Origin of the sequence: Mycobacteroides salmoniphilum (genome assembly GCF_004924335.1) — a bacterium.
GTDB classification, from domain to species: domain Bacteria; phylum Actinomycetota; class Actinomycetes; order Mycobacteriales; family Mycobacteriaceae; genus Mycobacterium; species Mycobacterium salmoniphilum.
The window spans coordinates 4,439,206-4,452,432 of the sequence record NZ_CP024633.1 but is presented as its reverse complement, the minus strand read 5'-3'; the positions used below and the strand labels follow the sequence as shown (position 1 = coordinate 4,452,432).

Below are 13,227 nucleotides of genomic sequence, written 5' to 3'. Positions count from 1 at the left end.
CCTCAGCCGCGGAGCGCGGAAATGAAGATCTTCGGCACCTTCAGCAGGCTGGGCTTGCTGGCGAAGTCGACCAGCAGTTCGCCGGTGCCCGCCGCGGTGGCATTGCTCACGAACCACGGCGGCTTCGGGGACAGCGCCCACTCTCCGTGTGCAAAAGACCGCGGGAACGGCCGGAACGGGCCGCGCACCACGGTGCGTTCCGGCTTCTCGACGAGGAAACCGTTGTGCACGACCCCGATCCCGCTCTGTACATCGTTCAGGACGTGGCCGGGGAACGCGCCCCAGGTGGCGGAGGGGGTCAGATAGCCCACGCCGGTCCAGGCGTTGATGGCCACGGTGCCGTACCGCAGGTTCTCGACCAGGGTGTCGAAATCCGATCCCAGCGCCTTGATGGTGTCGGGATGCGCGAGGACGTTCACCCCGAGGGTTCCGACGAATTCGTCATTGGCGACTCGGGCTGCCTCCTGGATGAAGAGGGCTCCGTCCGGGTCATTGGCGATATCAAGTTCGATGACGCCGAGGACCGGTCCGAAGTACTCGGTACGCAGTAGGGCCGTGCGATCTTCGGGGTCGACGACGAGCACGCGCGCGCCGTTCTCGCCGAGGCGCTCGGCGTCGGGGTAGGACTGTTGTGCGCCGGCCACCCTGTCGTCCGAACCGGGGTAGTAGGCGGGCCGGGGCGGCGCCTCGTCGACGGCCTTGCGCAGCGCGGCAAGGAACTCGTCACGCTGTGGCCATGCCTTGGAGAGCACCACAACCTGCGAGGCGATGCAGTTGTAGCCGTTGTTGTGCAACCGCTGGGTGGCGATGTGGCGGGTCTGGAACTCGATGTCGGAAGAGCTCCACGTGCCGGGCACCACGATGGTTGGCGAAACGCCGCCGAGCTCGCTGGTGATGGCCTTGTCCAGGACCGGCTGGTTGGCGGCCTTGCGTTGCGCGCCCTCGTCGCCGGTGCCGAAAACGATCGCGTCGTGGGTGACCGAGCTGCCGGTCATGTGGACGTGATCGACCAGCTGGTGGTGCACCAGGTAGGTACCGACATCGGCTCCACCGGTCAGAATCCGCACCGCGCCGATCGCGATGAAGGGCTGCAGCACCTGCGTGAACACCGGCAAGAGCGGGTCGGTGATGGGATTGAGCTTCAGCGCCACCACGCGGTTGTTGGCGAACAGTTCATACAGGGTGTCCAGGGGCGCGATCGAGGTGATGTTGCCGGCACCGAGCACCGCGCCGACACCATGGGTGTGGCTGGGATCGCGTTGCGCCAGGCCCGCGGTGCGCAGGGCCTCGGCCTGGTCGACGCCGGGCTGCAGCCATAGTTCGGCACTGAATCCCGACAGCAGCAAGCTGTCAAAGATGTTGAGCGGCAACACCGAAACCGTCGTACGTCCACCGGGGGTAACACCGAACTTGGCGTCGCGAAGCGGGCTGTGCCCGGCTTGGAGCTGCTCCAGACTGGCGATCAGGGAGGCAATGGCCCCCGCGACGGCGTACGGGCCCGAGATCCACTCCTCGCCGACCAGCGGGGAATCCGGATCGAGCTTCTTGATCTGGAAAGCCGCGGCGTGCACCCATTGCTGGGCGTTGTCGATCACGCGCTGGCGAGTATCCGCCAGTAGCTGCAAACGATCTGCCAAAGAGGTTTCAGCCCAGGCTTTTTCGCCTTCGGCCAAGTCCTGCAGGGCCTGGTCGACGGGGGATTCGATCTGCACGTCGGTCATGGAATTCAGCTCGCGCTCTAGTCGAAGTCGGATGGTGATGTGTTCGGTGGGTCACATGGTACGTGACGTACCACCTCATTGCTAGAGTGAGCCTCGTGCAGCCCGACGGCCCAGAACTCCCAGCTGGCAGGTGGAACGGCCAGCGCGAACGGCGCCGGGCCGAGTTCGTCGAGGCTGCCCTCGCCGCCATCGCCGAACACGGGCCGCAGACGTCCACGGAGCAGATCGCGGTGTACGTCGGGGTCACCCGAACAAAGCTCTACCGGCATTTCAGCGACGCGGCGGACTTGCAGCGTGCCGTCGCTCAGCGAGCCAGTGACATGATCATCGCCGAGCTTGAGCCTGTATGGCAGCCGCTCGGTTCGATGGCACAGATCATCGACGCGGGCATCGGTGCGTATGTGCGTTTTCTGGTCGGGCACCGCAACCTGTATCGGTACCTGGCGCGCTGCTCGCTCTCGGAGGGATCGGACACGCCCGACGCCATCGCTGATATCAAAATGTCGACGGGACAGCATCTTTCGCGGGTGTTCGCTGTCTACCTGGAGGCGTTTGGGATCGATACCGATACCGAGCTGCTGGCGATGGGCATCGTCGGAATGGCTGAGACCTCGGTGAGTTACTGGCTTGACCAGCCCGGGGAGATCTCCCAAGAGCGGTTGATCGAGAGTCTGGTCCGGCGGATCTGGCTCATCGTCGAAGACAACCTGCGCGCGGGTGGCGTCTACCTCGATAGTCAGGAGCCGCTTCCGGAGCCCGGGGAAATCGCACGGAACGCGCAGCGTTATCGCGATCCCGCACGCCTCCCTTAGCCGAGAAGATTTCCGTCTGCCGTGGGGTGTCGGCGTCATAGGCTCAGCGGGTGCTTCCTTCACCGCGTACCGACGCCGCCGTCCTGATCACTGGAGCCTCATCGGGTATCGGCGAAGAGCTGGCGCGCGAATTCTCCCGACGCGGCTACCCTGTGGTGTTGGTGGCGCGGCGCGGTGATCGGCTGCACGCGCTGGCCGAGACCCTGGGACCGTCCGCGCGGGTGCTGCCCGTCGATCTGTCCCACGATCACGAACGTGCCCAATTGCCGCACCGGGTGGCAGAGCTGGGACTGGTGGTTGATGTGCTGGTGAACAACGCCGGGCTGAGCACGGCCGGGCCCGTCGCCGAATCCGACCCCGCCGCCGAGCTCAATCTCGTGACCGTGGACGTCAGCGCGGTGGTGGACCTCTGTTCACGTTTCGTGCCGCAGATGGTGGCCCGCGGCAGGGGTGTGGTGCTCAACCTCGGCTCGGTCGGCGGCTTCGGCCCGCTGCCCGGGCAGGCCGCCTATGGGGCCGCGAAGGCATTCGTGGTGTCGTACACCCACGCGCTGAACGAGGAGCTGCGCGGCACCGGCGTCAGCGCCGCCACGCTGTGCCCGGGGCCGGTGAAGACAGGATTCGGCGCGGCGGTGGGGATCTCGGACGAGGACGCCGAAGCCGCGATGCCCAAGGTCATGTGGGTGGACGCCGCGACCGTCGCCAGGACCGCGGTCGACGGATTGGCAGCGGGCAAGACGGTGATCGTGCCCGGCCTGGCCAACCGGATCGGTGTGGCCGCCAACCATCTGCTTCCACGCGGATTGCTCACGCGCATGGTTGCGCGGAGCCACCCCGCGCTCAAGAGAGGCCGGAAGGTCTAGCCGCAGACGGCGCCGACGGCGGCCGACTGCACCAGCTTGGTGTATTTGGCCAGTACGCCGGTCTTGTACCGCGGCGGCAGCGGCTCGAATCCCTCACGGCGCTTCTCGATTTCAGCCTCGTCGACAAGCAGGTCCAGCTTGCCGTTGGAGACATCGAGCCGAATGCGGTCACCATCTTTGACGAACGCGATCGGCCCACCATCGACGGCCTCCGGCGCGATGTGCCCGACACACAGGCCGGTGGTACCGCCGGAGAAACGACCATCGGTCATCAGCAGCACGTCCTTGCCCAGGCCGGCGCCCTTGATGGCGCCGGTGATGGCCAGCATCTCGCGCATACCGGGGCCGCCCTTGGGGCCCTCGTAGCGGATGACGACGACATCGCCGTGGGTGATAGTGCCATCCTCGAGGGCATCGAGGGCCGCCCGCTCCCGTTCGAAAACCCTTGCGGTGCCTTCGAACACGTCCGACTCGAAGCCGGCCGACTTCACCACGGCTCCCTCCGGCGCCAGTGAGCCGTGCAGGATGGTGATTCCACCCGTCGGGTGGATGGGGTTGTTCATGGCGCGCAGCACCTTGCCGTCCGGATCCGGCGGCGCGATATGCGCGAGGTTCTCGGCCATGGTCTGGCCGGTGACCGTGAGGCAATCTCCGTGCAGCAGACCGGCATCGAGCAGGGCCCGCATCACCACCGGCACCCCGCCGATTTCGTCAACGTCCTTCATCACATGGCGTCCAAAGGGTTTCACGTCGGCCAGGTGGGGCACCTTGTTGCCGATGCGCGTGAAGTCGGCCAGGGTCAGGTCGACCTCGGCCTCCTTGGCGATGGCCAGCAGGTGTAGCACCGCGTTGGTGGACCCGCCGAACGCCATCACCACGGCGATGGCGTTCTCGAAGGCGTGCTTGGTGAGGATGTCGCGCGCGGTGATTCCGCGGCGCAGCATCTCCACCACGGCCTCGCCGGACTGGCGTGCGTACTCCTCGCGCCGCTTGTCGATCGCAACCGGAGAGGCGCTGCCTGGCAGTGACATTCCGAGGGCCTCGGCGGCACTCGCCATGGTGTTGGCGGTGTACATGCCGCCGCACGCGCCCTCGCCCGGACAAATGGCGCGCTCGATGATGTCGACGTCCTCGCGCGACATCAGCCCGCGTGCGCAGGCGCCGACAGCCTCGAAGGCGTCGATGATGGTGACTTCCCTCTCGGTGCCGTCGGTCATCTTGGCTTTGCCGGGCATGATCGACCCGTTGTAGAAGAACACCGAGGCCAGGTCCAAACGGGCCGCGGCCATGAGCATTCCGGGGATCGACTTATCGCATCCGGCCAGCAGCACGGATCCGTCGAGCCGTTCCGCCTGCATCACTGTCTCGACGCTGTCGGCGATCACCTCACGGGACACCAGCGAGAAGTGCATGCCCTCATGGCCCATCGAGATGCCGTCGGACACCGAGATGGTGCCGAATTCGAGGGGGTATCCGCCGGCGGCGTGCACGCCGGCCTTGACCGACTGAGCCAGGCGCTGCAGGGACATGTTGCACGGGGTGATCTCGTTCCACGACGAACCGACGCCGATCTGCGGCTTGACCCAGTCGTCGTCACCCATGCCTACCGCGCGCAGCATTCCACGGGCGGCGGTCTTCTCCAGACCATCGGTGACGTCGCGACTACGCGGCTTGATATCGGGTGCGTCGTGGGCTGACATGCGCCTTAGTATCCCCGGCGGCTACTTAGCCGGTCAAAGGGGATTCGCTCTTCGCCCCAGCGGCTCATCGCCGCGGATTCCGCCTCCGGAAGTCGAGCAAAGTGGCAGCATGGCCGCCATGCCCTTTATGCCGGTCAGCGACTCGATGTTCCTCATCGGCGAGACGCGAGAGCATCCGTTCCACGTCGGCGGTCTTCAACTGTTCAAACCGCCTGCTGACGTGGGTCCGGACTACGCCGAGGTGTTCTACGAACAACTGATGTCCACCACTGAGGTGTCGTCGGACTTCCGCAAGCGCCCCGGGCAACCGCTGGCCGTGATGGGCAACCTCACCTGGATCATCGACGACGAGGTCGACTGGGAGTACCACGTGCGCCGCTCGGCACTTCCCCGCCCGGCCCGGGTGCGTGAACTGTTGACCGTCACCTCCCGCTGGCACAGCTCCCCGCTGGACAGGCACCGCCCATTATGGGAAATGCATGTGGTGGAAGGGCTTTCAGACGGACGCTTGGCCGTGTACACCAAGATGCACCACGCGGTGATCGACGGTGTCGGCGCGCTGCGGATGATGATGCGCTCGCTGTCGGACGATCCCGATGCGCGCGATTGCCAGGCCGTGTGGGCCCCGGCCAAGCGGCGCGCCAAGAGCAGCATCGTGAGCACCACGAACACCTCGGCGTTGGATCTGGTCAGGGGCGCGGCCGGCGCGGTGAGACAGGTTGTGTCCATTCCGCCCGGTCTGCTGAAGTACGGACGCCACGCGCTGTCGGACCCGCAGCTTGTCAGGCCGCTGTCGGCACCGCACACGATGCTGAATGTCTCGATAGGAGGCGCGCGGCGATTCGCGGCGCAAACCTGGTCGATGGCGAGGATCAAGGAGGCTGGCAAAGCGCTGGGCGGCACTGTGAACGACGTGGTGCTGGCCATGTGTTCGGGTGCGTTGCGCACGTATCTGGAGGAACAGAACGCGCTTCCCGCCAAACCGCTCATCGCCATGTGTCCGGTGTCGATCCGGGCGGAGGGGGACCAGAACGCGGGGAACTCGATCACCGCGCTGCTGGCCAACCTGGCGACGGACAAGCCCGATCCGTTGGAGAGGTTCAGTGCGATCCGGGACTCGGTGCAGGCCGCCAAGTCGGTGCTCTCGGAGATGACGCCGCTGCAGCGGATGTTGGTCGGTGCGCTCAACGGCGCCCCCGTGATCAGCAGCGCGGTACCGGGGCTGGCTGATCGAGCCGCACCTGCGTTCAACGTGATCATTTCTAACGTGCCGGGTCCGCGTACCGACATGTTCTGGAACGGGTTCGAGATGGACGGGTGTTATCCGGTGTCCATCCCGATCGACGGCGTGGCATTGAACATCACCTGCACCAGCAGTGGGCCTTCGATGCATTTTGGGCTGACCGGATGCCGCACGAGTGTGCCGCATCTGCAGCGCATCCTCACTCATCTGGAGGAAGCATTGACGCAGCTGGAGGAGTCGGTCGCCTAGGGCGCCGTACCCGCGAGGGGTATACCCCGTGAGAACCTTGTACCCTACGGGGGTATCTGAGCTACCATGGTGGCATGCGAAACCGAACTCGGACTGCGATCCTTGCCGGCGCTGCTGCCGCGGTGCTGATTCTGTCAGCGTGTAGCTCGGACAAAAAGGGAGATGAGACGAAGTCCGACCATTCGGGTCATTCCGGAATGTCGGGGATGACGACGACGCTCGATACCAACCCCGCGACGGCTCCGGCGTCCGATCACAACGACGCCGATGTGACGTTCGCTCAGCAGATGATCATGCATCACCAGCAGGCCGTCGAGATGTCCAAGTTGACAGAGGGGCGCACCGCCAACCCGGCGGTACTGGAGCTGGCGAATAACATTGAGACCGCGCAGCAGCCCGAGATCGACACCTTCACCGAGTGGCTCAAGAACTGGGGGCAGCCCCTCATGCCCGAGGGGCATGACCCCGCGGGGCATATGCCTGGCATGGTGGACACGCCGGTGTTGGACCGGATGAAGACTCTCAACGGCGAGGTCTTCGACCAGCTGTGGCTGCAATCGATGATCGCTCACCACCAGGGCGCCGTCGCCATGTCGAATGCGGAACTCTCCGGCGGCCAGTACCCTTCGGCAAAGCAGTTGGCGCAACAGATCATCGATAATCAGCAGCCTGAGATCGACACGATGCAAGGCCTTCTCAAGGGATAATGAACATGACCACCAAGACTTCGACCGGACACGGCTACTCGCTGAAAAAGGATGACTACGCCAAGCGGCTCCTGCGCATCGAGGGCCAGGTGCGGGGTATCGCCAAGATGATCGATGAGGACAAGTACTGCATCGACGTGCTGACTCAGATCAGCGCCGCGCAGAGCGCGTTGCGGTCGGTTGCACTCGGACTACTCGACGAGCACCTGGGTCATTGCGTCTCCAATGCCGTTGCCGACGGCGGTGCCGACGCCGAGGAGAAGCTGGCAGAGGCCTCAGCGGCGATCGCCCGGCTGGTACGCAGCTAGGAACCCAGCGCGGCGACCACCATCTGCCGCAACACGGCCCGCGTCTGCGCGGGCGCTGATCGACCGGCGCTGTAGGGCGTGGAGTTCAGCAGACCAAAGGCGGCGTGTGCCTTGATCCGAGCGTCCGATTCGTCGAGGTCGGGATCGACTTGGCAGAGCAGCTGTACCCAGGCTTCAACGTAGCGGCGCTGATATTGGCGTACCTGACGACGCGCGCTCTCCGGTAGCGAGTCGAGGTCGCGATCTTGTACCCGGATGAGATCGCTCTCGCTGAGCGCGAAGTCGAGGTGGAAATCGATGAGACCCGATAGCGCTTGAGGTGCCGTTGCCGCCCCTTCCATGACGGCCGTCCCACCTTCCAGAAGTCGGCGGCTGATATCGGTGAGCAGGTCCACGAGCAGCGCTTCCTTGTTCGGGAAGTGCCGGTAGATCGCTGGGCCGCTGATCCCGACGGCCGAGCCGAGATCTTCCAATCGCACTCGTGCGTATCCGCGCATGGCCAGTAGCCGGGCCGCGGCAGTCAGCAGCTGATCCCGGCGATCCGCCTTGGCGCGTTCGCGCTTGTTCGGAGTTGCCGACTCGGGCATCAGGTTGGTCATCAAACCTTCTCGGGCGGTTCGGTCTAGACAAATCAGTTAATGAAGATTATCTTAAAACAAGTTAATCTTCATTAACTGAAATTTCAAGACTTCGGAGCTGGGTATGACTCTGGTGGGTGAGCAGAACAGGGCTGAGCACTCCCGGCTCGTCTCCGAGCTGCGCGAGCGGCTCGCACGCGCGGCGCTCGGCGGCACCGAACAGTCCCGACAGCGGCATGTGGACCGGGGCAAGCTCCTGCCGCGTGACCGTGTCGAGGCGCTGCTCGATCCGGGCAGCCCGTTCCTGGAACTATCGGCGCTGGCGGCCAACGGTATGTACGACGACGACGCTCCCGGGGCGAGCATGATCGCCGGTATTGGTCGTGTGTCGGGGCGCGAATGCGTTATCGCGGCCAATGACGCGACGGTCAAGGGTGGCACCTATTACCCAATGACGGTCAAGAAGCATTTGCGCGCACAGGAAGTCGCGCTGCAGAACCGGCTGCCCTGTATCTATTTGGTCGACTCCGGTGGTGCCTTCCTGCCGAAGCAGGACGAGGTGTTCCCGGACCGCGAGCACTTCGGCCGGATCTTTTACAACCAGGCCACTATGAGCGCCAAGGGAATTCCGCAAATCGCCGCGGTGCTGGGCAGTTGCACCGCAGGCGGTGCGTATGTGCCGGCGATGAGTGATGAGGCCGTCATCGTGCGCAAGCAGGGCACGATCTTCCTAGGCGGTCCGCCGCTGGTGAAGGCTGCCACGGGCGAGGTGGTGACCGCCGAGGAGCTCGGCGGCGGTGACCTGCACTCGCGTACCTCGGGGGTGACCGACCACCTGGCCTCTGACGACAAGGATGCTCTGCGGATTGTTCGCCGCATCGTGTCCACGCTGGCGCCCAGGGTAGAGGCGCCGTGGCCGGTTGTGGAAACGATTGCCCCGGAACGGGATCCGGGCACGCTGTATGACGTGGTGCCCACCGATCCGCGCATTCCGTACGACGTGCACGAGGTGATCGTCAGGTTGATCGATGGCGGCACCTTCACCGAGTTCAAGGCGGAGTACGGAAAGTCGGTGGTAACGGGCACCGCGCGGCTGCATGGGCATCCGGTCGGAATCATCGCGAACAACGGCGTGTTGTTCGCCGAAAGTGCGATGAAGGCAGCCCATTTCATCGAGCTGTGCGACCAGCGACGTATCCCGCTGGTGTTCCTGCAGAACATCTCCGGGTTCATGGTGGGCCGCGACTACGAGGCCGGCGGCATCGCCAAACACGGGGCAAAGATGGTCACCGCCGTGGCGTGTGCGCGGGTGCCCAAGCTGACTGTGGTGATCGGTGGCTCCTACGGGGCCGGCAATTACTCGATGTGTGGGCGGGCGTACTCGCCTCGATTCCTCTGGATGTGGCCGAACGCCCGCATCTCGGTAATGGGCGGCGAACAGGCCGCCTCGGTACTTGCCACGGTGCGCGCTGATCAGGGCGCGGCATCGGGCAAGGAGTTCACCGAGGACGAGCAGGAAGCGTTCAAGGCGCCAATCCGTGAACAGTATGAACGACAGGGCAATCCGTACTACTCGACGGCACGCCTATGGGACGACGGGGTCATCGACCCCGCCGACACCCGAACGGTGCTCGGATTGGCGCTGGGAATTTGCGCCAACGCGCCGCTTGAACCGGTTTCCTACGGCGTCTTCAGGATGTGACGTGATGTCAGTACACAGTGTCTTAATTGCCAATCGCGGCGAGATCGCGGTCCGCATCGCATCAACACTGCGGGCCATGGGAATTCGCTCCATCGCGATCTACACCGACGCAGACACCGATCACCTCGGTGCCTGCGACGCCGCCGTGCGCCTTGGCGCGGATTCCTCGGGTTATCTCGATATCGACGCGATTATCAGCGCTGCCAAACAGACCGGTGCCGACGCCATTCACCCTGGGTATGGATTCGTCTCGGAAAACGCCGATTTCGTCCGCGCATGTCAGTCGGCGGGCATCGTCTTCATCGGACCGCCTGCCGAGGCCATGGACGCGATGGGCGACAAGATCAGGGCCAAGGACACGGTTGCCGCGGCCGGCGAGCCGGTCGTGCCGGGCAGCGTGGGCGCACTCTCGGATGCCGAGCTGGTCGTCACGGCGGAGAAGATCGGGACCCCGCTGATCATCAAGCCCTCCGCGGGTGGCGGCGGCAAGGGCATGCGGGTGGTGCACGATCTGAGCCAGGTACCCGATGCGCTGGTCGCGTCCCGGCGCGAGGCGACGGCGATCTTCGGCGACGACACCTTGCTGGTCGAGCGTTACCTTGCCCGCCCCCGGCATATCGAGGTTCAGGTCTTCGGGGACACCCACGGCAATGTGGTGCACCTGGGCGAGCGTGAATGCAGCCTGCAACGCCGTCACCAGAAGGTGATCGAGGAGGCACCGTCACCGCTGCTGACCCCGGAGCTGCGTGCCGCGATGGGGCAGACCGCATGCCAGATCGCCCGCAGCGTCGGATATTTCGGTGCCGGCACGGTGGAGTTCATCCTGGACGGCGATACCCCCGAGTCCTACTACTTCATGGAGATGAACACCCGGCTTCAGGTCGAACATCCGGTCACCGAGATGGTGACCGGGATTGACCTGGTGCAGTGGCAGATCCTGGTCGCGGCCGGACAACCGCTCCCGTTGACGCAAGAACAGATCTCGCTGACCGGCCACGCCATCGAGGCGCGGGTGTATGCCGAGGACCCAGCCCGTGAGTTCCTGCCGACCGGCGGAACGGTTGCACTGGCGCGCTTTTCGGGCAGCGCACGGACGGATACGGCATTGGCGACGGGGTCGGTGGTGGGTTCCCGGTTCGACCCGATGCTCGCCAAGGTCATCGTGCACGCGGCCGACCGCGACACCGCGCTGGCCCAAGCCGACCAGGCTCTGGCCGAGACTCGGATACTCGGCGTGGGTACCAACATCGACTTCTTGCGTGCGCTCGTGACGAACCCTGTGGTGCTCTCCGGAGATATCGATACGGCGCTGCTCGACAAGATCGCGTCCGGATACCACCCTCCCGTCGCACCGCCCTGGGTGTGGGTGGCCGCGGCGGCCTTGTTGGACGACGAATCCGGCCCCGGAACACTGTGGAATAGCAAGTCCGGGTGGCGTATCGGTGAACACGCGCCGCGTTCGCACCGGCTACGGATCGGGGAGTCGGCCGAACTGGTCCGGCTCTGGGGTGACCCGGTGGCCGATGTCTGCATCGGAGACGGCGATCGGGCGGCGGCCAGGGCTCATTGCATGACAGGACACGTGAGCGTCGAGTTCGCCGGCCAGCTGTATCGCGCAGACGCGGCACGGACCGGCGCGGCGGCGTGGATCGCCACCCAGGACGGGACCTGGCACGCCGATATCGCACCCGAACCACGGCTGCGGCACCACGACGGTGAGGACGAGGACGGAGAGATCCGTAGCTCCATGCCCGGGGTGGTCCGGGTGGTGTCGGTGAGTACGGGCGCCGTCGTCGAACGCGATGCCCCGGTGGTGGTGGTGGAGGCCATGAAGATGGAACACACCTTGCGCGCACCGGTAGCCGGAACGGTCGCCGTGTCGGTGGCTGTCGGCGACCAGGTGGCGGTCGACCAACTCCTGGCCACCATCCATCCGACTGTCGACCCCGAGGAGGGAAGAGCATGACATTCAGCACCGCGGAGCTGCCCGACGAGTACGAATCGCTGCGCAAAACCGTTGAAGAATTCGCGAACTCGGTGGTGGCACCGGTTGCGGCACACCACGACGCCACGAAGACCTTTCCCTATGCGGTAGTGGCGCAGATGGGTGAGATGGGACTGTTCGGCCTGCCCTTCCCCGAGGAGTACGGCGGCATGGGCGGCGACTATTTCGCGCTATGCCTGGCGCTGGAGGAACTGGCGCGGGTGGATCAGAGTGTGGCCGTCACCCTTGAGGCAGCCGTATCGCTGGGCGCCATGCCGATCTACCGATTTGGCAGCGAAGAGCAGAAGCAGCGGTGGCTTCCTGAACTGGCCTCGGGACAATCGTTGGCGGCCTTCGGTTTGACCGAACCCGGAGGTGGCACCGACATCCCCGGATCGATTCGCACCCGGGCGGTCGAGGACAACGGCAGCTGGATTATCAATGGCTCCAAGGCATTCATCACCAACTCCGGGACGGATATCACGGCGGTGGTGGGCGTCGCGGCAGTGACCGGACGTTCCGCGGACGGATCGCCGGAGATCTCCGTCATTCACGTACCCGCTGGCACACCGGGATTCACCGTCGAACCGGGATACGACAAGGTCGGCTGGCATGCCTCGGACACGCACCCCCTGAGCTTCGACGACGTGCGGGTGCCCCACGAAAACCTGCTGGGTGAACGTGGCCGTGGATACGCGGGATTTCTGCGCATTCTCGATGAGGGGCGAATCGCCATCGCGGCGCTGGCAGCCGGTGCCGCACAGGGGTGCGTGGACGAAAGCCTGCGCTACGCACGCAGCCGCCCTGCTTTCGGCAGCGCGATCATCGACTACCAGTCGGTCTCGTTCAAGATCGCCCGGATGCAGGCCCGCGCACACGCGGCCCGCCTGGCTTACTACCACGCCGCCGCGCTGCTGCTGGCGGGCAAGCCGTTCAAGACCGAGGCCTCGATCGCCAAGCTGATCGCCAGTGAAGCGGCCATGGACAATGCCCGTGATGCCACCCAGATCTTCGGGGGAGCGGGATTCATGAATGAGACTCCGGTCGCCCGCCAGTATCGCGACAGCAAGATCCTGGAGATCGGCGAAGGAACGAGTGAGGTGCAGCTGATGCTCATCGCCCGGGCTCTGAGCCGGTAAACTCCTCAGAAGCACTTAGCTGGGCGGGTGACCTGGGCATCCCCATCAGCCACCCGGCGTGTTGTGTCACGTCAGGTACCCCCACGGGGTTATGAATGTGACCTTTTCTAATCAACGGCGATAAGACCTGGTCAAGAGTCGTTTTCTTGGGCAGGTGATACATCGTGTTGCCTGGTGGCGACGAACCCTATGACACACTGGATGTGTCGTGTCTACAGGAG

The 13,227-nt window shown here is 64.9% G+C and carries 11 protein-coding genes; 8 read left to right on the top strand and 3 right to left on the bottom strand.

The window, feature by feature from the left end; all coding sequences use genetic code 11:
• Positions 1-2: 2 nt before the first annotated feature.
• Entirely contained in the window at positions 3-1,721 is a 1,719-nt protein-coding gene (locus tag DSM43276_RS21945; RefSeq protein WP_078328423.1) for an aldehyde dehydrogenase family protein, read from the bottom strand.
• A gap of 86 nt (positions 1,722-1,807) precedes the next feature.
• Between DSM43276_RS21945 and DSM43276_RS21940 the strand changes: the two genes are divergently transcribed.
• Both DSM43276_RS21940 and DSM43276_RS21935 read left to right on the top strand, forming a co-directional pair.
• Positions 1,808-2,533 carry a TetR/AcrR family transcriptional regulator gene (locus DSM43276_RS21940; protein ID WP_109555932.1) on the top strand — a complete coding sequence of 242 codons (726 nt, stop codon included), beginning with the start codon at positions 1,808-1,810 and terminating at the stop codon, positions 2,531-2,533.
• Positions 2,534-2,583: 50 nt separating this feature from the next.
• The gene (locus DSM43276_RS21935; protein WP_078328421.1) at positions 2,584-3,396 is read left to right on the top strand and encodes an SDR family NAD(P)-dependent oxidoreductase; all 813 of its coding nucleotides are present in this window, start codon (positions 2,584-2,586) and stop codon (positions 3,394-3,396) included.
• On the opposite strand, the gene ilvD is transcribed toward DSM43276_RS21935, so the two are convergent.
• Entirely contained in the window at positions 3,393-5,096 is a 1,704-nt protein-coding gene (gene ilvD / locus DSM43276_RS21930) for a dihydroxy-acid dehydratase (RefSeq protein WP_078328420.1), read from the bottom strand. The two genes, DSM43276_RS21935 and ilvD, sit on opposite strands and share 4 nt — an antisense overlap.
• 109 nt (positions 5,097-5,205) lie before the next feature.
• Here ilvD and DSM43276_RS21925 point away from each other — a divergent pair, with 109 nt between their 5' ends.
• From DSM43276_RS21925 to ricR, 3 genes are all read left to right on the top strand, one after another.
• Complete coding sequence (locus tag DSM43276_RS21925; protein WP_078328419.1) at positions 5,206-6,588, top strand: WS/DGAT/MGAT family O-acyltransferase; 1,383 nt, start codon at positions 5,206-5,208, stop codon at positions 6,586-6,588.
• A gap of 74 nt (positions 6,589-6,662) precedes the next feature.
• Complete coding sequence (locus DSM43276_RS21920; RefSeq protein WP_078325878.1) at positions 6,663-7,295, top strand: DUF305 domain-containing protein; 633 nt, start codon at positions 6,663-6,665, stop codon at positions 7,293-7,295.
• A 5-nt stretch (positions 7,296-7,300) separates the two neighbouring features.
• Positions 7,301-7,603, top strand: a complete 303-nt coding sequence (gene ricR, locus DSM43276_RS21915; RefSeq protein ID WP_078293068.1) for a copper-sensing transcriptional repressor RicR — start codon at positions 7,301-7,303, stop codon at positions 7,601-7,603.
• On the opposite strand, the gene DSM43276_RS21910 is transcribed toward ricR, so the two are convergent.
• Entirely contained in the window at positions 7,600-8,202 is a 603-nt protein-coding gene (locus tag DSM43276_RS21910; protein WP_078328418.1) for an SACE_7040 family transcriptional regulator, read from the bottom strand. The two genes, ricR and DSM43276_RS21910, sit on opposite strands and share 4 nt — an antisense overlap.
• A 103-nt stretch (positions 8,203-8,305) precedes the next feature.
• On the opposite strand from DSM43276_RS21910, the gene DSM43276_RS21905 reads away from it, so the two are divergent.
• Genes DSM43276_RS21905 through DSM43276_RS21895 form a run of 3 tightly spaced genes read left to right on the top strand, consistent with a single transcriptional unit; the run spans position 8,306 to position 13,006 of the window.
• On the top strand, positions 8,306-9,883 hold the full coding sequence (locus DSM43276_RS21905; protein ID WP_078328417.1) for a carboxyl transferase domain-containing protein: 1,578 nt from the start codon (positions 8,306-8,308) through the stop codon (positions 9,881-9,883).
• A 4-nt stretch (positions 9,884-9,887) separates the two neighbouring features.
• Positions 9,888-11,849 carry an acetyl/propionyl/methylcrotonyl-CoA carboxylase subunit alpha gene (locus tag DSM43276_RS21900; RefSeq protein ID WP_078328597.1) on the top strand — a complete coding sequence of 654 codons (1,962 nt, stop codon included), beginning with the start codon at positions 9,888-9,890 and terminating at the stop codon, positions 11,847-11,849.
• Positions 11,846-13,006: an acyl-CoA dehydrogenase family protein gene (locus DSM43276_RS21895; protein ID WP_078325881.1), complete on the top strand. Its 1,161-nt coding sequence runs from the start codon at positions 11,846-11,848 to the stop codon at positions 13,004-13,006. The genes DSM43276_RS21900 and DSM43276_RS21895 overlap by 4 nt, the downstream gene beginning before the upstream one ends.
• The last annotated feature ends 221 nt before the right edge of the window (positions 13,007-13,227 follow it).

Bases quoted from the DNA above. Each gene is read 5' to 3' on its own strand.
- DSM43276_RS21925 (WP_078328419.1), top strand. From the start codon at position 5,206: ATGGCCGCCATGCCCTTTATGCCGGTCAGCGACTCGATGTTCCTCATC.
- DSM43276_RS21905 (WP_078328417.1), top strand. From the start codon at position 8,306: ATGACTCTGGTGGGTGAGCAGAACAGGGCTGAGCACTCCCGGCTCGTC.
- DSM43276_RS21895 (WP_078325881.1), top strand. From the start codon at position 11,846: ATGACATTCAGCACCGCGGAGCTGCCCGACGAGTACGAATCGCTGCGC.
- DSM43276_RS21920 (WP_078325878.1), top strand. From the start codon at position 6,663: ATGCGAAACCGAACTCGGACTGCGATCCTTGCCGGCGCTGCTGCCGCG.
- DSM43276_RS21945 (WP_078328423.1), bottom strand. From the start codon at position 1,721: ATGACCGACGTGCAGATCGAATCCCCCGTCGACCAGGCCCTGCAGGAC.
- DSM43276_RS21900 (WP_078328597.1), top strand. From the start codon at position 9,888: ATGTCAGTACACAGTGTCTTAATTGCCAATCGCGGCGAGATCGCGGTC.
- ilvD (WP_078328420.1), bottom strand. From the start codon at position 5,096: ATGTCAGCCCACGACGCACCCGATATCAAGCCGCGTAGTCGCGACGTC.
- ricR (WP_078293068.1), top strand. From the start codon at position 7,301: ATGACCACCAAGACTTCGACCGGACACGGCTACTCGCTGAAAAAGGAT.
- DSM43276_RS21910 (WP_078328418.1), bottom strand. From the start codon at position 8,202: ATGACCAACCTGATGCCCGAGTCGGCAACTCCGAACAAGCGCGAACGC.